16 protein-coding genes are annotated in these 17459 nt (G+C 37.3%); 13 read left to right on the forward strand and 3 right to left on the reverse strand.

Annotated elements, in window-relative coordinates; translation table 11 throughout:
* The first annotated feature begins 122 nt into the window (after window positions 1-122).
* The 7 genes from H3R21_RS06060 (at window position 123) to H3R21_RS06090 (ending at window position 5875) form a co-directional block, all read left to right on the forward strand.
* Window positions 123-1208: a D-alanine--D-alanine ligase family protein gene (locus H3R21_RS06060; RefSeq protein WP_046305904.1), complete on the forward strand. Its 1086-nt coding sequence runs from the start codon at window positions 123-125 to the stop codon at window positions 1206-1208.
* Window positions 1209-1235: 27 nt separating this feature from the next.
* Window positions 1236-2015 (forward strand): transcriptional regulator, encoded by a 780-nt coding sequence (locus H3R21_RS06065; protein ID WP_046305905.1) that lies wholly within the window; start codon window positions 1236-1238, stop codon window positions 2013-2015.
* A 163-nt stretch (window positions 2016-2178) separates the two neighbouring features.
* A complete protein-coding gene (locus H3R21_RS06070) occupies window positions 2179-3261 on the forward strand; it encodes a YibE/F family protein (RefSeq protein ID WP_370628109.1) in 1083 nt (360 codons plus the stop codon).
* Window positions 3258-4019 carry a YibE/F family protein gene (locus H3R21_RS06075; RefSeq protein ID WP_046306197.1) on the forward strand — a complete coding sequence of 254 codons (762 nt, stop codon included), beginning with the start codon at window positions 3258-3260 and terminating at the stop codon, window positions 4017-4019. Before H3R21_RS06070 ends, H3R21_RS06075 begins: the two co-directional genes overlap by 4 nt.
* A complete protein-coding gene (locus tag H3R21_RS06080) occupies window positions 4016-4831 on the forward strand; it encodes an alpha/beta hydrolase (protein WP_187158569.1) in 816 nt (271 codons plus the stop codon). Before H3R21_RS06075 ends, H3R21_RS06080 begins: the two co-directional genes overlap by 4 nt.
* Window positions 4832-4880: 49 nt before the next feature.
* Complete coding sequence (locus H3R21_RS06085; protein ID WP_198183800.1) at window positions 4881-5273, forward strand: hypothetical protein; 393 nt, start codon at window positions 4881-4883, stop codon at window positions 5271-5273.
* A 71-nt stretch (window positions 5274-5344) separates the two neighbouring features.
* Complete coding sequence (locus H3R21_RS06090; protein WP_198183802.1) at window positions 5345-5875, forward strand: hypothetical protein; 531 nt, start codon at window positions 5345-5347, stop codon at window positions 5873-5875.
* Between the two features lie 54 nt (window positions 5876-5929).
* Here the strand turns inward: H3R21_RS06090 and H3R21_RS06095 are convergent, their stop codons facing one another.
* On the reverse strand, window positions 5930-6295 hold the full coding sequence (locus H3R21_RS06095) for an aggregation promoting factor surface protein (protein ID WP_046305909.1): 366 nt from the start codon (window positions 6293-6295) through the stop codon (window positions 5930-5932).
* A gap of 158 nt (window positions 6296-6453) precedes the next feature.
* Here H3R21_RS06095 and H3R21_RS06100 point away from each other — a divergent pair, with 158 nt between their 5' ends.
* Window positions 6454-8991, forward strand: coding sequence for a M1 family metallopeptidase (locus H3R21_RS06100; RefSeq protein ID WP_198183804.1), 2538 nt, complete (start codon window positions 6454-6456; stop codon window positions 8989-8991).
* 135 nt (window positions 8992-9126) lie between these two features.
* Here H3R21_RS06100 and H3R21_RS06105 read toward each other — a convergent pair whose 3' ends face one another.
* A complete protein-coding gene (locus H3R21_RS06105; protein ID WP_198183807.1) occupies window positions 9127-9543 on the reverse strand; it encodes a hypothetical protein in 417 nt (138 codons plus the stop codon).
* Window positions 9544-9661: 118 nt separating this feature from the next.
* On the reverse strand, window positions 9662-10873 hold the full coding sequence (locus H3R21_RS06110; RefSeq protein WP_198183809.1) for a L,D-transpeptidase family protein: 1212 nt from the start codon (window positions 10871-10873) through the stop codon (window positions 9662-9664).
* Window positions 10874-10984: 111 nt separating this feature from the next.
* Between H3R21_RS06110 and H3R21_RS06115 the strand changes: the two genes are divergently transcribed.
* From H3R21_RS06115 to H3R21_RS06135, 5 genes are all read left to right on the forward strand, one after another.
* Window positions 10985-11773 carry a DUF4931 domain-containing protein gene (locus H3R21_RS06115; RefSeq protein ID WP_046305915.1) on the forward strand — a complete coding sequence of 263 codons (789 nt, stop codon included), beginning with the start codon at window positions 10985-10987 and terminating at the stop codon, window positions 11771-11773.
* 127 nt (window positions 11774-11900) lie between these two features.
* Entirely contained in the window at window positions 11901-12515 is a 615-nt protein-coding gene (locus H3R21_RS06120) for an ECF transporter S component (RefSeq protein ID WP_046305917.1), read from the forward strand.
* Between the two features lie 149 nt (window positions 12516-12664).
* Window positions 12665-13414 (forward strand): ABC transporter ATP-binding protein, encoded by a 750-nt coding sequence (locus H3R21_RS06125; RefSeq protein ID WP_074426054.1) that lies wholly within the window; start codon window positions 12665-12667, stop codon window positions 13412-13414.
* A gap of 11 nt (window positions 13415-13425) precedes the next feature.
* Window positions 13426-15252, forward strand: coding sequence for an FtsX-like permease family protein (locus H3R21_RS06130; protein WP_198183811.1), 1827 nt, complete (start codon window positions 13426-13428; stop codon window positions 15250-15252).
* 28 nt (window positions 15253-15280) lie between these two features.
* On the forward strand, window positions 15281-17092 hold the full coding sequence (locus H3R21_RS06135; RefSeq protein ID WP_198183813.1) for an FtsX-like permease family protein: 1812 nt from the start codon (window positions 15281-15283) through the stop codon (window positions 17090-17092).
* Window positions 17093-17459 lie beyond the last annotated feature (367 nt).

Consider the following 17459-nt stretch of genomic DNA (forward strand, 5'->3'; position numbering starts at 1 on the left):
TTTTCACATTAAAGAGAACAAATAAAGAAATTTTTTCAAAAAAATTGTTTAATTTACACTTTTTTACAAGTTTATTGCCGTATAATTAAAAAGTTAGAAACATTAGTTAAGAGGTAGAATAAATGACTAGAAAAACACAGGTTGGTCTGATCTTTGGTGGCAATTCCTCCGAATATGAAGTATCAATTATGTCGGGCCACAATATTTATAATGCAATTGATAAGGACAAGTTTGACGTTTGTCCAATTTGGATTACCAATGACGGCTACTTGGCAAGTAAGGAAGACTCATTTAAAGTTCTTGAGGATCCCAAATATACTGTGGAAAATCCACATAAAGTCGCGAACATTTCCAATCTGATTGAGCTGGCTGATTTACCTGAAATCGATGTTTTCTTTCCAATTGTTCACGGTAATTTAGGTGAAGATGGTTGTTTGCAGGGACTTTTCCGTATTCTCGACAAGCCATTTGTTGGTGACGATGTTTTAGCATCTGCGGTCACAATGGATAAAGAGTTTACGAAAATCCTGGCGCAACGCGTTGGTGTACCTGTTGCTGACTGGATTTCAATTAAGCGATTTGAATACGAAGATGCAAATAATGATAAGCGCAATTACGCAAAAGTGAGCGAAAAATTAGGTGGTGACTTGTTTGTGAAGCCATCTAATCAAGGTTCTTCTGTTGGGGTTCATCATGTAACTAACGAGCAAGAATTCAATGATGCACTGGAAGATGCCTTTAGATATGATGACAAAGTCTTAATTGAAGAAACAATTCATGGAACTGAAGTTGAAACAGCTGTGCTAGGTAACGACAAGCCTATTGTTTCTGGTGTTGGTCAAATTATCAATGCTGAAGGTACTTTTTATAGTTATGAAAATAAGTATGATGATGATTCAACAACTATGTTACAAATCCCAGCAGATTTACCAGCAGATATTACCGAAAAGGTTCGCTCAAATGCCTTAAAGGTATATCAAGCCACAGAATGTAGTGGTTTATCACGTGTTGACTCAACATTGCGTGAAAGTGATCATCAACTAATTTTAACTGAAATTAATGCCCTACCTGGTTTTACTAACATCAGTATGTATCCTAAGCTATTTGAAGAAGCAGGCATCCCATACTCTGAATTAATCACACGTCTAATTGAATACGCTCAAGAACGCCATGAGCACAAAAAGACACTGCTACATAAACATGATTAAGCTGGACTATGCTGGGAGTATTAATTAATGACAAAAGATAAGCATGATTTTGAAGAGTTAACTGCACCTGCTGCTACTGCTAAAGAACTAAAAATAAGTGTGCCAACTTTGCGGAAGTACTCACTGATTGTTGAAAAAGTGACTGGTAAACCAGACTACTATGAACGGACAAAGCAAAAAGCCCGTTTATATAGTAAAAAGGATTTGCAAGACCTCAAAGACTTTCATAAGCTAGCTCAAGATAATGGTTTGACATTACAAGAGGCGGCCCAACAGATTTTTGCTGTTAGTGATAAAAAAGATAAAACTAAGAAAGTTGCTCAAACAAAAGCTGAGCAGGAAAAACAAGAAGTGATGTCGCCTTCGCAAATGGGAAAATTGCTAACAGCTTTACAGCAGACAATTGTGCAACAAAATTCGGCACTTGATAAATTACAGAAACAGTTGAACCGAATTGAAAAGCAAAACAAAGACTTGCTAGCTAAGCAAAAAGAACTAGTCCAAAAAGATTCTGACGAAAGTGCCTTTGCTGGGCTACCTGATATTTCAGGTATTATTACCGATGATGAAACAGATTTACTCGATCAAGCTGATTCTGACATCGACAAACCGTTAACGGCTGCGGAGAAGCGCGCCCAAGTTGTCGATGATGGACAAAAATCAAGTGAAGAAGTCCATGAAGAAATATTAGCTAAAGCCAAGGAAAATGCCGAAAAAAGTGCCAACAATAGTGGTTTGCGAACTTTGACTGATATGCAGGTCGAACCCAAAAAGGCTCACTGGTGGCAAAAATTTTTGGATATCTAAATAATTAAAAACGACTTTTTAAAGCCGTTTTTTTATTAATATTAAGTTTTAACTTATTAAGCTAAATTAAGATTCCAAATTGCTATTTTTGCGGTAGAGTAGAACCATTATGGATTTAAGGATGGTCAAATTGAAGAGAATTAAGCGACGTTATCTTGTTGCTATGATTATTGCAGTCATTGGTTTGATTTTGACGGCTTGTACATACTTTGCCACTGACATCTATACTAAGCATGATGTTGCCGTCATCAGCGATAGGCAAATTAAAGATACGCTGGTCGAAAAAAGTACAGATGTTTATGACAACAAGGACGAAACAAGAAAGCAAATTTTACATTTAAAAATTTTATCGGGCAAATACAAGGGGCAAACCTTCCGTACGGTAAACTATTACTACCCTTCGCAATTGATTACGCAAAAATATCGGGCGGGTCAACGGATTTTTGTTAATATCAAGCACAATGATCCAGCTATTCAGGGACCTAAAAGGGATTGGATACTTGCGCTCGCACTTACGGTCATGATGACACTGATGGTGGCCGTTTCTGGTAAAAAAGCACTGGGCTTGATGTGCTCAATGGCGTTAAGTTGGGCTTTGTTTTACCTGCTGATTATGACCGATATTAAGTTAAACGGTTCATATATCGTGCTACTGTTTGGTTTAGCTGATATTGTCTTTTCCTTTTTCAGTTTAGTTCTTGTTCAAGGTTTAAATAAAAAAATGCTGGCGACATGGTTAGCCACAATCCTTGGCACGGTTGTTTCTTTTGCATTATGCTATTTGATTATGCGTTTGACTGGAGAATCGGAAATCAAATACGAAACAGGCGATTATGCTACACAGGATCCACGGGGGATTTTCCTGGCGCAAACGCTGCTGGGAATTCTCGGTGCGGTTATGGATGAGGCAACTGACATCGTTTCTAGCCTATATGAACTAGTCCAAACTAAAAAGGACCTGACGGCGAAGCAGTTAGTCAAAAGTGGTCGCACTATGGGACAGGAAATAATGGGCCCCTTAATCAATGTTCTAGTACTGATTTTCATGTCAGAAGAATTACCACTGACAATCATTTATTTGCGTGACAATAATACGCTTATCTCAACCTTTGGCTTTACATTATCACTTGGCGTAACGCAAAGCGTAATTTCGGCCATTGGAATTGTGTTGACCGTTGTCTTTGCAACAGGTTGTAGTCTTCTCTTTTTGGAAGAGAAAAAGAGAAAGGAGTGGAAGCAAATTTGAGTACGTTAATGGCACTAATTATTGTTTTAGCAATTCTGATGACCATCGTTGGCGGTGAAACTGGAATTAGAAGCTTTTTCAGTGTACTGATTAACACACTGCTATTGATCTTGCTGGCAATTTTAATCTCATGGGGCATTAATATTCCAATTTTGATTCTGATTTTTATTCCACTAAAATTAGTAACAATTATTTTCCTAGGGACACATGACTATCAGGTGGCCAAAAATTCGTTTACCTGTTCGTTTATTGTCTGCTTAGTCGTCAGTGTGCTGATTTTAGGCTGTGAATGGCTTGCTCAAGCTGCGGGCCTTGGGCCAGAAGCGGGTGAAATTTTGGTTGGTTTATCGCAAATGCCAGGCTTAAGCTACCCACTAATTGCTGTAGCTGTTGCGATTTTTTCGACCTTAGGTGCAGTTGCTGAAGCCGCAGTTGCAATGAGCTCTGGTTTATTAGAAATCAAAAAGCACAATCCGGAAATTTCACACGAGGATCTAATGGCGAGCGGGTCTAAAATAGGTAATGATGTATTAGGAACATCAATGAACACGATTTTATTTGGAATGTTTGGCAGCTTTTTATCTCTATTTTTATGGTATATTAGGCTAAATTACACTTTAGGTGAAATTCTCAACGAAAAGATGTTTGTTAATGAAATTTTGATTGTCATGTACTCGCTGATTGCCGTACTGCTAACGGTACCCCTATCAACGGCTTTCTTGGCAAAGAATATGGTGAAGCATGAGGTAAAAGAATGAAAGTAACAGATTTAACATTAACTAACTTTAACAACAGGGCATTTAACGTGCACACATACACTTTGGATTCGATTGGAGATTTAGTAACCGCTAAACATCCGCTCGCAATTGTTATTCCTGGTGGTAGTTTTGATCATTTATCCTTGCGCGAAGGGGAGCCGGTTGCATTAGCTTTTAATAATTGCGGCTTTAATAGTGTAGTGATGGAATATAATCTGGTTCAAGATGAGGGCGATATATACCCTGATGCAGGACTTGACGTTTTAAGCACGGTTAAATACTTCCGTGATCACGCTGCTGAATATGAAATTGATCCGGAAAGAATTGTTACAGTTGGCTTTTCGGCCGGTGGACACGTTGCTAGTTTGGCTAATAGCATGGCCAATTCATCGGAATACCAAAAAGAATTTAATTTTACCAGTAAAGCGGTATTGCCAAATAAGACTATTCTAGGCTACCCACTAATTAACCTAGCTAAAATTGGCTTTGATATTCCAGAAGATGAATTGGACAAGGTGCCTGCTGATGATTTCGTTAAAAATAGTGCATTAGGTGTAACCGCTGAAACACCAGCAACCTTTATTTTCCATGCGTGGGATGATCCAATTGTACTCGTCAACAATACTTTGGAATACCTTGAAGCTTTACGTGAACATAATGTGCCGTGTGAAGCGCATTTATTTAATCGTGGTGGTCACGGCTTTTCACTTGCTCGAACTGATATGGTAGTTAAGGGAAGAGAATGGCAAGATAATCCACATGCTGGTCACTGGTTCGAACTAGCACAAGAATGGTTAAAGAGTGAATGGTAAAAAAAGAAGTGGAGATTAGCTTCTTTTTTTATTAACTTGGAAAGTTAAATTGATAAACGAGAATAGACTTGAAAAAGTGCCTAAAGAATGGACTATTTTAGCTGAAGAGTATTGCATTTATTTACTGAGGGTATATAATGGCACATATTTGAATCAAAAGAAAGGACATGATTTTTTGAAGTTAACGAAAATAAAAGTTTTGACAGCAATTAATGGCGTACTAACTTTGAGCAGTCTAATCATGTTATTCTTTGGATTGTGCAATCAAGTTAATGAGTCAGACGCCTTTTTAAAAGATGAGCAAACAATTGCTTTGAACAGTAATAATGGTTTGTTTATCTTGGCTGCAATTATTGCGCTGATGGTTTTTGGCTTTGCCTTCTTTGCCAACTGGCTTAAGGTAGAACCAGCTAAGGCTCATTTATTACGACACAGAGCTTAAAAAGCAAAAAAAGCTGTTTTCAATTGATGGAAGAACAGCTTTTTATTTTTCATTTTTAAGGGAGAAGAATATTGCAGACAGTTGAAAACAGCGTATACGATCCATTTTTGCCCACCTTATTACTATCAATGCATGAAGAATACGTAAACGAGATTTTAATCGGTCAAAAGGTGATTGAGTATCGTAAGCGATTCTTTAAGGACAGCTTCCAGGCCTTTGTGTACACAACTGGTAAAAACGGTGGCATTGAATTGTTTATTAAATGTCCCTCATTAATTCAAAATGATGCGGTTACCTTGGCTAAAATTGGCCAGTTGATTCAACACGACCAATATGAAGAAATATATGATTATTTTATGCCGAAAAATGATGGCTGCATTATTCCGATTCTCAATTATTGTGCAGTGAAAAAGGTCACTCTGGAGCAGTTACGTAGTGTCATGCCTGAAATCACTATACCGCAAAGCTACCTGTTTCTTGATCGCCCTGATAAGCAGAAATTGCTAGCGTATTTGCTAAAGCAGGAATGTGGCACGGAAAAAGATAACCAGTGGGAAAAATATTTTGGAGAAATTGAGCAAATGCTCAAAACAAATAAATAGTAAATAAAAAAGCCTAACAAATTGTTAGACTTTTTTATTTTTGGGAAACGAATTTTAATACCAGTGATGAGCTAACCAGAAGTTCTTGGCATTAACCCATGAACCGTAACGACCATATACGTAGTTATCAGCAACACGTTCTTGATTCTTTGGTGATAAATTACCTTTTAAGTAGTTGATATTTAATTGATATTTACCGTAACAAACACCATTTCTAGCATAGTAGTTACCACCAGATTCACGCATCGCAATCCAGTTTTTTGCAGCACGTTCAGCACCTGACAGCTTTTTGGCAGCTTGAACCGTTTGAACACCAGAGTGATCAGTAGTTACTTGTGCAATTGTAGTAAAGCCAAACGATAAGGCTAACGCGGCGACTAACTTTAAAATGATACTTTTACTTTTTTTCAATTTCTTCATTCCCTATTCAAACTTGATTTATTGATACTGATAATACTACACAAGCAATATTTCATTGTTGTTACAAAACAGACACGCAAACCTTACAAACGAGTTTTAATGTCATTTCCGAATAGTTTTGGTAAAATTTGTTATATTGCTATATTAGGAGGCAGACAATGACAGTAAAACATTTTTATGAAACTTTCCATCCCGAGCATTATGATCTCTATATTGAGGTAAACCGGGAACAGAAAACCATTAAAGGTACTACTACAATTACTGGTGAGGCCATCGAGGATTCAATCATGGTCAACCAAAAATACCTGACGATTGCTTCAGTGACTAGTGAAGGCCAAGAGGTTCCTTTTACAGTCGACGATGAAAAAGAAGCAATTAAAATAGATTTGGGCAAGACCGGTAAGACAGAAGTTGAAATTAAGTATTCTGCTCCATTAACTGATACCATGATGGGTATTTATCCGTCATATTACACAGTAGATGGGGTTAAGAAGCAGATAATTGGTACACAATTTGAAACAACCTCTGCTCGTCAAGCTTTTCCATGTGTTGATGAACCAGAAGCTAAGGCTACTTTTTCTTTAGCACTGAAATATGATGAACATGAAGGCGAAACAACTATTGCTAACATGCCTGAAATTAAAGTTGAAGACGGTGTACACTACTTTGAAAAAACCGTTAGAATGTCCAGCTATCTAATTGCTTTTGCATTTGGTGAATTGCAATCTAAGATGGCTGAAACCAAAGATGGTGTAAAAGTTGGTGTCTTTGCAACAAAGGCACACCAAGCAAAAGAACTAGACTTTGCTTTAGACATTGCTAAGCGAGCAATTGAATTTTATGAAGAATTCTATCAAACTAAGTATCCATTACCACATTCTTGGCAACTTGCATTGCCAGACTTTTCAGCTGGTGCGATGGAAAACTGGGGTCTAATTACTTACCGTGAGGCAGCAATTTTACTTGATCCAGATAATGCAACGGCTGACCAAAAAGCGTATGTTGCAACTGTAATTGCTCACGAACTGGCTCACCAATGGTTTGGTGACTTGGTTACAATGAAGTGGTGGGATGACCTGTGGCTTAATGAAAGTTTTGCCAACATGATGGAATACGTTTCAGTTGATGCACTTGAACCTGAGTGGCATGTCTGGGATAACACATACCAAGTTTCTGAAGTTCCGGCCGCTTTAAATCGTGATGCAACTGATGGTGTTCAATCAGTTCACGTTGAAGTAGAACATCCAGCTGATATTGATTCGATTTTCGACAGTGCGATTGTTTATGCTAAGGGCTCAAGGATGCTTGTAATGGTAAGAGCATTGCTTGGCGATGATGCCTTACGTAAAGGCCTCAAATATTATTTCGACCAACACAAGTTTGGCAATGCAACTGGTGATGACCTTTGGGATGCCTTATCAACTGCAACTGATTTGGACATTGGCAAAATTATGCATACTTGGTTAGATCAACCTGGTTACCCTGTAGTTAGTGCTAAAGTTGACGCAAATGGTCATTTGATCTTAACACAGAAGCAGTTCTTTGCTGGTGAAGGTAAGGAAGTTGGCCGCAAGTGGGCAATTCCGCTAAATGCAAACTTTGTCGCACCACAGATTATGTCTGATAGAGAACTCGATCTCGGTGATTATAGTGACTTACGTGCAAAAGCAGGCCATGCACTACGTCTTAATGTAGGTAATAGCTCACACTTCATCGTTAACTACGATGAAACGCTGATGGCTGATACTATTGCTGAAGTTGACGACTTAAAGCCTGTTGATCAATTACAATTATTGCAAGATTTGGGTCTTTTAGCTCAAGGCAACCAGATTTCATATGCAGAAATCGTGCCATTGTTACCAAAATTTGCTGACTCTGATTCTAACATCGTAATTGGTGCTTTATTCAGTGCTGTGGCTAGCTTACGTAAGTTTGTCACACCAGATTCTGATGAAGAAAAGAACTTAAAGCAATTCACTGATCAACTTTCAAGTAAACAAGTAGAACGTCTTGGCTGGGAAGCTAAAGAAACAGATACTGCTGATGAACTACAAATTCGTCCAACTGAATTATCAGCTGCTTTATATGCTGGCAACCCAGCTGTGATAAAAGCAGGTCACCAAATTTTTGTCCAAAACGAGGCAGACTTAATTAAGATTGAAGCTTCAGTTCGACCATATGTTTTGATTAATGAAGCTAAAAACTACCACAGTTCAGAGCTTATTGAACGCCTAGTTAAAGAGTATCAAACTGCAGTTGATCCATACTTTAAGCAAGACCTTATGGCAGCCATAACTTCAACTCAGGACAAAGAAGACCTTAAGCAAATTGTTGATAACTTTGAAAACAATGACATTATCAAACCACAAGATTTGCGCTCATGGTACTTCTCAGTTCTTTCTAACAAGCAAGGTGAGCAACTAGCTTGGGATTGGATTCGTGCTGAATGGGCCTGGCTTGAAAAGACTATCGGTGGCGATATGGAATTTACCAGTTTCATAACTGTTACGGCAAAAGCATTCCATACCCCAGCTCGTTTAGAGGAATTCACTACTTTCTTTGAACCAAAAATTGATCAACCTGGTTTAGGTCGAGAGATTCAAATGGATACTAAGGTTATTGCTACTAAGGCTGACTTAGTAACTAAAGAACAGGCAGTTGTTAACCAGAAGATTAAGGAAGCTATTACTAAATAGTTTCCTTAAAAATATTGGCGATCGCGTCATGATTTTTAGATAAAAGAAAAGCAATGCTAAATAAAGTGGCCCCCAAATTTGTCCTAAATTTGGGGGCCACTTTACTTTACTGCCTTTTTTAATGAATTAATGAAATTAGCCGTAATATTGATCATGGTCTAAAGCAGTTTCGTCAAAATTAACTATCACAAATTCATAGTTTGAAAAACACTCCATCCAATTGTTAAAATAGTCGTTCTCTTCTTTTAGCGACTTACTGCTTTCTTCTCCTTCTATTATAAAAGGCTTTGAACATATATTAAAATTTGCATGTATTGCACCCAGCAAATTCAATAAAAGCAAGAAATCTTTTGCTGAATCCACACTTACATGAAAAGATTTAAACGAATTATTATTTTCGCCAAGATATCTTTTTGCTCTATTATACTCATCAACAGATTCTGCCTTATAATTTTCAATGCTATTTACATTCTCTTCAATAATAGCTGTCGGAGCTTGTTTTTCAAAAAAATCTAGTATCTTTCTTAATTTAAAAAATTGTTCATCATTCATTTTTATCATTCCTGTTTAAAAGGCGGTGCTTGGAAACATTATATCTCCTATGAAGCAATCAATTTTACCGCTTAAAGTGGCACAGCCATGTCATCCACGAGGGCAGTTTGGTATAGCTCTAATCATAAACAATTACTGGCTCATGTTTAGTTACGTTACGCCAAACTTTTTTCGCTTCAGCTGGTTTAATGTTAACGCAACCGTGTGAACCACCACGGAGGTAGGCGGTTTTAGTCCAATCACCACGCCAGCTTGCGTCGTGCAGGCCACAACCACTTAAGGTAAATGGCATCCAATATTTAACTGGTGAGGCATATTTTGAACCATCGCTGTTACGTCCGCGAAGAACAGATGGAGATTCTTTATAGTGAATGTACCAAACGCCAGTAGGAGTTCTGTTGCCTTTACCGCCATTTTCGGTTCCTGTAACCACATCGTTTAGATAAACAACCAATTTTCCCTTTTTGACGATCCAAAGTGCCTGCTTTTTCAAGGAAACAACAATATAGTCGTCACCAATGCCATGATTATTTTGACCATAACCGAGGCCGTAAGTACTGTAACCTAGACCGTAAAGGTAGTTTTTACCATCTAATTTGGTTTTACCAGTTAAGAATGCTTGTTCAATTGCTGCTTGTGCTTTTTTAACGTTAACACCCCAGCCATAACTTTCGTTTTTAACGGTAATTTCCTTGCCATTCAATTTTTTCTTGACCGGAACAGTAAATTTATAACTCTTGTGCAAGGTTGTAACTTCCTGATCAATCTGGTTAAGCTTGGCGGTTAAGTTTTCGGAGTTAATGAAGTTAAACTTGCCTTGTTTGAAAGTAACTTCGTTAAGCAAGGCGCGGGCCTGCAATTTGTATGACTTGCCAGCGATTTGATAATTCAATTTTGCTTGACTAACATTTTTAAGCGCATCAGTAGCTGCTGCAAGATCTGTGTATTTGTAGTCAAAAATTCGCTTATCAGGCATTGTCGTGTGCTGTTTATCGAAATATTTTTTAACTTCTTCGCGCTGGATTGTTTTAAGCTTGGGATCGCGTTCAATTGAAACCTTACCTTTTTCCAACACAACCATATTGTTAGCTTTTGCATTAACTTTATTCGTTGCTTTATCAACAGTTAGATTTCCCACTTTTACACCATAAATGGTTACATTAGGGTTAAAATGAGTAATAGCAAATTCTTTGGCGGCCTTTTGTGATTCAACGTGCCGATTATATAAAATAACACCAAAGACAACTGCTAAAATCATGAAGATGCCAACCATAATTAAATAAAAGTTGTTGCGATTGTTTTGTTTTTTTAAATCTTTTATAGATTGCATAATTTTACCCACTATAAATAACTTTTTATAAAATAATTGCGGTTCCAGTTTATCATCTATTGCGGCGCTAGTAAAATGCAATAGATAAGATGGAATTTTTTGGAGGATATGATGGATATTGACCCGTTAATTTTTGATGTAAATATTGCAAAAAATAAACCTAATTCATATCGTAAAGTAAAGAATAATTCGGGCTGTCCATTTTGTGAAGTTGACAGCCTAGAAAATATCTATCAAAAAAATGGTGACATGATCTGGTTGCGTAATAAGTATCCAACCTTACGTGATACGGTTCAAACTGTTCTAATTGAGTCGAGTGATCATCATGGTGATATTGCGACCTATTCTAAAGCGTTCAATCGACAATTAATTCAGTTTTCCTCGAACTGCTTTAATAAGATGATGGCGCAAAAACGGTTCCAATCCGTTTTATGGTACAAGAACTTTGGCCCAAATTCAGGAGGCTCACTTGTGCACCCACACATGCAGATTATTGGACTTGAAAAGCAAGACGGCTATCGGTACATTAACGAAGCCAATTTTAAGGGTATAACACTCTTTGATGAAGCTGGAGTTGAGGTTAACGTTTCAACTGCTCCAATTCATGGCTATGTTGAATTAAATCTTAATTTATGTGATTTGTCTAGTGTTGACCTATGGGCAGACTGGATTCAAGCGGGAACCAAGTACATGTTAAATGTGGTGTCGAAGGGGCGTTGTGATTCCTATAATTTATTCTTTTATCCGCGTGAAGGAGGCAAAATTTGTGCTAAGCTAATTGCACGATTTGCTGCTTCACCTTATTTTGTGGGTTATAAGCTACCGCAGGTCGATAATCGTGAAAAATTGCTCCAAGAGGCCGAGCAATTTAGAGCCTTTTTTGAAGAAGAACAAGATTAGGAAAAAGCATATAAGGACAGTTAGAGTTTAAACCTGTATTATCATGGTCTTAGCAACTAATATAATTGTTTGCGACTTAAAAAGTTTAGCAATATAATAGCAAAATGTTATTAAGGAGAAAACTTACATGAGACGAGAACAAACAAGAAACATGGCAATTACAGCTTTATTCATCGCACTTTTTTTACTTCAGACCTTTGTTCCTAACATTGGCTACATTCGTATCCTGCCTGGGTTACCTGCAATTACGACTGCGCCATTAACAGTAGCAATCTACGCCTTATTAATGGGTCCAATGGCTGGAGCGGTTTTTGGTTTGTTTTGGGGAATTTTACGATTAATCTTGGCGTTTACACAGCCAGGCGATATTGTCAGCTTGATGCTCTTTCAAAATGTTTTCATCGCAGTAATTCCAAGTGTGTGTGCTGGACTTTTTCCTGGTCTAATAGGCAAACTCTTTCAGAATAAGAAAAAGGGAATAAGAGAAACCGGCTATGCAACTGCAGGTGCGGTTACCTCTTTAACCAATACAGTCTTAGTCATATTATTAACCAGCCTTGCTTTTATGAATGATTCAGGGCGGCTAATTGGTTATATGGGCAATTTTGCCAAAGGAACGCCATTAATCGAGGCTTTGATTGTTGCCTTAGGGATGAACGGTTTGATTGAAGCAATTTTTACAGCAATAGTTACACCGATTATTGTGATACCACTAAAAAAGGTGATGAAGAGAATTGGCTAAAGCTTAATTTTATATACTAGAATTACAGCAAAACTTAGCTGATAAAAGCACTTACTTAAGTAAGTGCTTTTTTTGTTTGACAAAATTCCAAAACAGGATTAGTGTATTAGATATATAATACACAGTGACTAACAGGAGGAAAAGGAAACATGACTGAAATACTACGTGTAGAGCAGGTAACTAAAACATATGGCAAGCGCGGCGAAAAGCAATATCAGGCACTAAAGGGTATTAACTTCACGGTTAATTCGGGCGAGTATGTGGCTATCATGGGTGCTTCAGGCTCAGGGAAAACGACCCTGCTTAACATTTTGTCAACGCTCGATAAGCCAACAAGTGGTCATGTTTTTATTAATCATGAAGATAATAGTACGTTAAACGCCAATCAGTTAGCCGATTTTAGAAGTAAACAAATTGGCTTTATCTTTCAAGACTTTAATTTACTGGAAAACTTAACTAACCGCGAAAATATTGCTTTGCCGCTAAGTTTGCGTGGAATATCAACCAAGCGAATTGATCCGTTAATTGATCGAATTGCTGGACGACTTGGAATTGAGCAAATATTAGCCAAGTATCCGGCTGAGGTTTCAGGAGGGCAAAAACAAAGGGTAGCAGCAGCCAGGGCTTTAGTTCATGAACCAGCAATTTTACTTGCAGATGAGCCAACCGGTGCGCTTGATTCAAAGAGTGCACGTGAATTATTGGATACAATGGAAGATTTGAATCAAAACGATGGCATTACAACATTGATGGTTACTCATGACCCGTTTGCCGCTAGTTTTGCCAGTCGAATTCTCTTTATTAAAGACGGTAAGATTGGTAAGCAAATGTTGAAAAACGAGCTGTCGCGGCAAGAGTTCTATCACTTATTGATTGATCATTTAGACACCGATGAATAGAGGAAACGAATATGATTTGGAAATTATCTTTAACAGGAATCAAAAATCGTTTTAAAGATTATACGGTCTTATTCTCTGGCTTGGTTGTTGCAAGCATGATCTTTTACATGTTTTTGACCATTGCAATTAATCCGGCCTTTATCAAAAACGATATTCAAACCTCAACTTCATATGTTCAATTTACATTTGGCTTTGGCATTGTATTACTAGTCATTATTTCAATGATTTATCTTGTTTACGCTAATTCGTTTTTGCTAAGCATGCGTAAGCACGACTATGGCATGTATATGATGCTAGGAGCCAAGAGCAGCAAGATTGGGTTGCTAATTTTTCTAGAAACATTGATTACTGGGATTTTAGCCACTTCAGCTGGCATTATTCTGGGCTTTGGCTTGACCACAGTTGTTGCCAAATTACTAATTGATAAACTGGGTTTAACGGTTACTCATTTTAGTCCCATCTTGCTTAATGCCGTTTTGTGGACACTAATCTTTTTCACTTTAATGTTTCTCTTCGGCGCGCTCAAAAATGCACGTAAATTAGTGCATACACCAGTAATCAACCTTTTGAAAGATGAGCAAAAGCCAGCTGAAACGAGTCTTAAAACGGGGCTGCGTTCAGTGGAAGCAATTGCTGGCTTAGTTCTGCTAGCCATAGGTTACTATACGCTCAGTCTTCCCGCAGCAATGATTTTAATTATCATTCCAGTTGCTTTAGTGACGATTGTAGTGGGATCATACTTTACATTTAATTCTTTTTTCAGTGCATTAATTGGCTTTTTATTAAAGCGAAAAGACTTTTCTTACCGCGGAATCCGGGTGTTTACACTAGGTCAGTTAAAGTTTCGGATTCATGACTGCACCAAGATCTTAACAATTATTTCGCTACTCTTTGCCTTGGCTTTAGGAGCAATCACGGTGGGCTTGAACTTTAGTACACTTAAAGATCAAGCTACTGCAAGCACATATTATGACACGACGATTGTAAGTTCCTCTTCTGCAGTTCAAGAAGCTAAAAAGCAGCTGCATATCAAGCATGAACAAACATATCATTATAAAGAAAGCAAAAAGTACTTGTACTTTAAGCGGGCTGAATTCAGTGCTAATCCAGTCAAAAACAATGAATTCCATGTCAAAAATGACACACCAGCTTATAAGACAGTAAATTTGAAAATTGCTGATCTGGCTAAGCAGGGAACAACTGCTAATAACGCTTTGAACTCAATGCTTCCTGCTAAGCACCATAAACCTATTCGTTTGGTTTCACAGCAAAAGTGGGCTAGTTTAAAGGGCGACAAGCAGTTTGTCACCCTTCTAACCGTAAAGAATTTTCAGCAAGACTATCCAATCCTCTTAAAAATTGAAAAGCAGCAGCTAGAAGAAAGCAAAAATTATGCCAATGTTTATCAATCAAGTAAGGCAGGAGCCTATCAGCTAGTTATGAACTTTAGCAGTGGCTTTGAATTCATGGGCTTCTTCTTGGGCTTTGCGTTCTTAACTATGCTTGCTTCTACTTTAATGTTTAAAATCTTAACGGGTGCTGCTAGCGATAAAATTCGCTATCAGATGTTGTTTGAAATGGGCACTAGAATGTCTGTCTTACGTAATTCAATTAAAAATGAGATTGGTATCTTATTCCTTTTACCGGGAATATTAGGCGTAGTCGATGTTTTATTTGGTTTACAGATGTTTAGAGTTTTCCTTCCAGCCCCGTACCACAACTTATGGATTCCATTTACAATTTTTATCATTTTGTACGTTCTCTATTACCTAATAACAGTGAAGTTATATGAAAAAATCGTTTTGAGATCAGATAGTGTTCTCAGCAAAGGAGAATGAGCTGCTAGTTTAGGAAAGAGGAATACGTATGATTTGGAAGTTGTCTTTAACGGGAATAAGAAGCAGGTTAAAGGACTATCTGGTTTTGTTTTCAGGTTTAACTGTTGCTAGCATGGTTTTCTATATGTTTTTAGCAATTGCAGTTAACCCAGCCTTCATAAAAAATGACATCCACGTTAGAACAGATTACTTAAAATATATTTTTATTTTTGGCATTGTTTTATTAGTCATTATTACTTTAGTCTATTTATTGTATGCCGATACGTTTTTACTCAGTATGCGTAAGCATGATTACGGCATGTACATGATGCTGGGTGCTAAAAGCACTAGGATAGGGCGACTGATTTTTGGTGAAACCCTAATCACTGGTCTTTTGGCCACTTTCTTAGGGCTTATACTTGGGTTTGGTTTAACCTGGATCAGTCTAAAAATACTAATTAGCAAGTTAGGCTTAGAAATACCACATTTTCAGGCCATTTTACCTAATGCGATTATAATTACGATTGCGTTTTTCTTAGTAATATTTTTGGTGGTAGCCTTGGCTAACGTATACAAGTTAACGCACACGCCTGTTATTACTTTGTTGCATGAAGATCAGGCACCAGTAAAATTTCGCTATCGCCCATTTTTACGAGTAATCGAAGCAGCAGGCGGTGTTTTCTTATTGGCAATAGGTTATTACGTAATGACACTGCCAAAGGAGCAAGTTTTTAAAATTATTCCAACCGCTTTGGTAACAATTGTAATTGGTTCATACTTGATTTTTGCTGCAGTGTTTAGTTCGCTTGTGGGGCTTTTGCTAAAAAGGAAAAGTTTTTCTTATCATGGTATTCGTATGTTTACGCTGGGACAGCTGAAGTTCCGGTTGCAAAGCTATACTCGAGTTTTGACAATGATTTCTTTGCTGTTTGCTCTGGCACTTGGTGCAATCACCGTTGGTTTGAACTTTGATTCGCTCAATGCTTTAGCAACGCAGTCTGTTTATTACGATGCAACAATTGTTAGCAATTCTTCTGCCGTCAAAAAGGCCGAGTCAAAACTGGATGTAATTAGTAAACAGACCTACCATTACAAGGAAACCAAAAAAGTTCTTTACTTTGATCAAGCAGAACTTTCGAAACAGCCAGTGAAATATGTCAGTGTTAATTATTCCAATAATAGAGGTGTCACTCAATATACTATTAAAGCACTGCAAGTAAATAAAATATCTGATAGCAATGCAATAGATAATACTATTTTTATGCGGATGGTTCCAAACCATGGCCAGCAAAAAGTTAAGCTTGTCTCGTCAAAGGAGTTAAGCAAACTTAGCGGTCAGAAAAACTTTGTTAGTCTTCTTCGAGTTAAAGATTTTCGCCAGGCTTATCCTATTATCGCTAAAATAGAAAGTCAGCAAGTAAAAGAAAAGCCTGTTTTTTCCGCCCTCGTGCCTCAGTCTAAAGCGGCTTTTTACGGCAACTCACTTGCTTACAGTAGTTCGTTTGAGTTCATGGGCTTCTTTCTCGGCTTTGCCTTTTTGACTATGCTTGCTTCAACTTTAATGTTTAAAGTTTTAAGTGGTGCTGCTGGCGATAAAGCGAAGTACCGGATGCTCTACCAAATGGGGACAAGGAAACAGCTACTACGGCGTTCTATCAAAGCAGAAATCGGTGTTCTTTTTCTCTTACCAGCACTTCTAGGTGTGATTGATGTTCTTTTTGGACTTCAACTTTTCAAAGATTTGTTAGAAAACCCATATCGTAGTATCTGGATTCCATTTGCTATTTTTATTATTCTTTATTTATTTTATTATTTATTAACAGTCAAATTGTATGAAAAACTTGTTTTAACAAAAGAGTGAAAAAAGCTGTAATCATTGAGATTACAGCTTTTTATTTTTGCTGAGAAAGCTAACTATTTATTCAAGTTTTTTGACTAAATTAAATTATTTTTAAAATATTTCTTGACACCTAAAAACAAGATACCTATAATTCTAAGTGTTAAATTAAATTTTGAGGAGGCTATTTTAATGAAAATTACAAAATTAAATAAAAAGAACATTAGAATAGTCAATACGCAAAAGATAATTATTGCCTTGTTGTCAAGTAGGACTTAACCTAAGTAGATTGCTGAATGCAGTTTTTAAAGTTGAGCCCTTGTTTGCTTCTTGATGAATGGGGCTTAACTCATAAATGACCTAGCGCCTCATTCATTAAGTTGAATGAGGT

This window comes from Lactobacillus sp. W8172 (assembly GCF_016102055.1).
In the GTDB taxonomy this organism is placed as follows: domain Bacteria; phylum Bacillota; class Bacilli; order Lactobacillales; family Lactobacillaceae; genus Lactobacillus; species Lactobacillus apis_A.

Bases quoted from the DNA above. Each gene is read 5' to 3' on its own strand.
- H3R21_RS06060 (WP_046305904.1), top strand. From the start codon at position 123: ATGACTAGAAAAACACAGGTTGGTCTGATCTTTGGTGGCAATTCCTCC.
- H3R21_RS06065 (WP_046305905.1), top strand. From the start codon at position 1,236: ATGACAAAAGATAAGCATGATTTTGAAGAGTTAACTGCACCTGCTGCT.
- H3R21_RS06070 (WP_370628109.1), top strand. From the start codon at position 2,179: ATGATTATTGCAGTCATTGGTTTGATTTTGACGGCTTGTACATACTTT.
- H3R21_RS06080 (WP_187158569.1), top strand. From the start codon at position 4,016: ATGAAAGTAACAGATTTAACATTAACTAACTTTAACAACAGGGCATTT.
- H3R21_RS06095 (WP_046305909.1), bottom strand. From the start codon at position 6,295: ATGAAGAAATTGAAAAAAAGTAAAAGTATCATTTTAAAGTTAGTCGCC.
- H3R21_RS06100 (WP_198183804.1), top strand. From the start codon at position 6,454: ATGACAGTAAAACATTTTTATGAAACTTTCCATCCCGAGCATTATGAT.
- H3R21_RS06105 (WP_198183807.1), bottom strand. From the start codon at position 9,543: ATGAATGATGAACAATTTTTTAAATTAAGAAAGATACTAGATTTTTTT.
- H3R21_RS06110 (WP_198183809.1), bottom strand. From the start codon at position 10,873: ATGCAATCTATAAAAGATTTAAAAAAACAAAACAATCGCAACAACTTT.
- H3R21_RS06115 (WP_046305915.1), top strand. From the start codon at position 10,985: ATGGATATTGACCCGTTAATTTTTGATGTAAATATTGCAAAAAATAAA.
- H3R21_RS06120 (WP_046305917.1), top strand. From the start codon at position 11,901: ATGAGACGAGAACAAACAAGAAACATGGCAATTACAGCTTTATTCATC.
- H3R21_RS06125 (WP_074426054.1), top strand. From the start codon at position 12,665: ATGACTGAAATACTACGTGTAGAGCAGGTAACTAAAACATATGGCAAG.
- H3R21_RS06130 (WP_198183811.1), top strand. From the start codon at position 13,426: ATGATTTGGAAATTATCTTTAACAGGAATCAAAAATCGTTTTAAAGAT.
- H3R21_RS06135 (WP_198183813.1), top strand. From the start codon at position 15,281: ATGATTTGGAAGTTGTCTTTAACGGGAATAAGAAGCAGGTTAAAGGAC.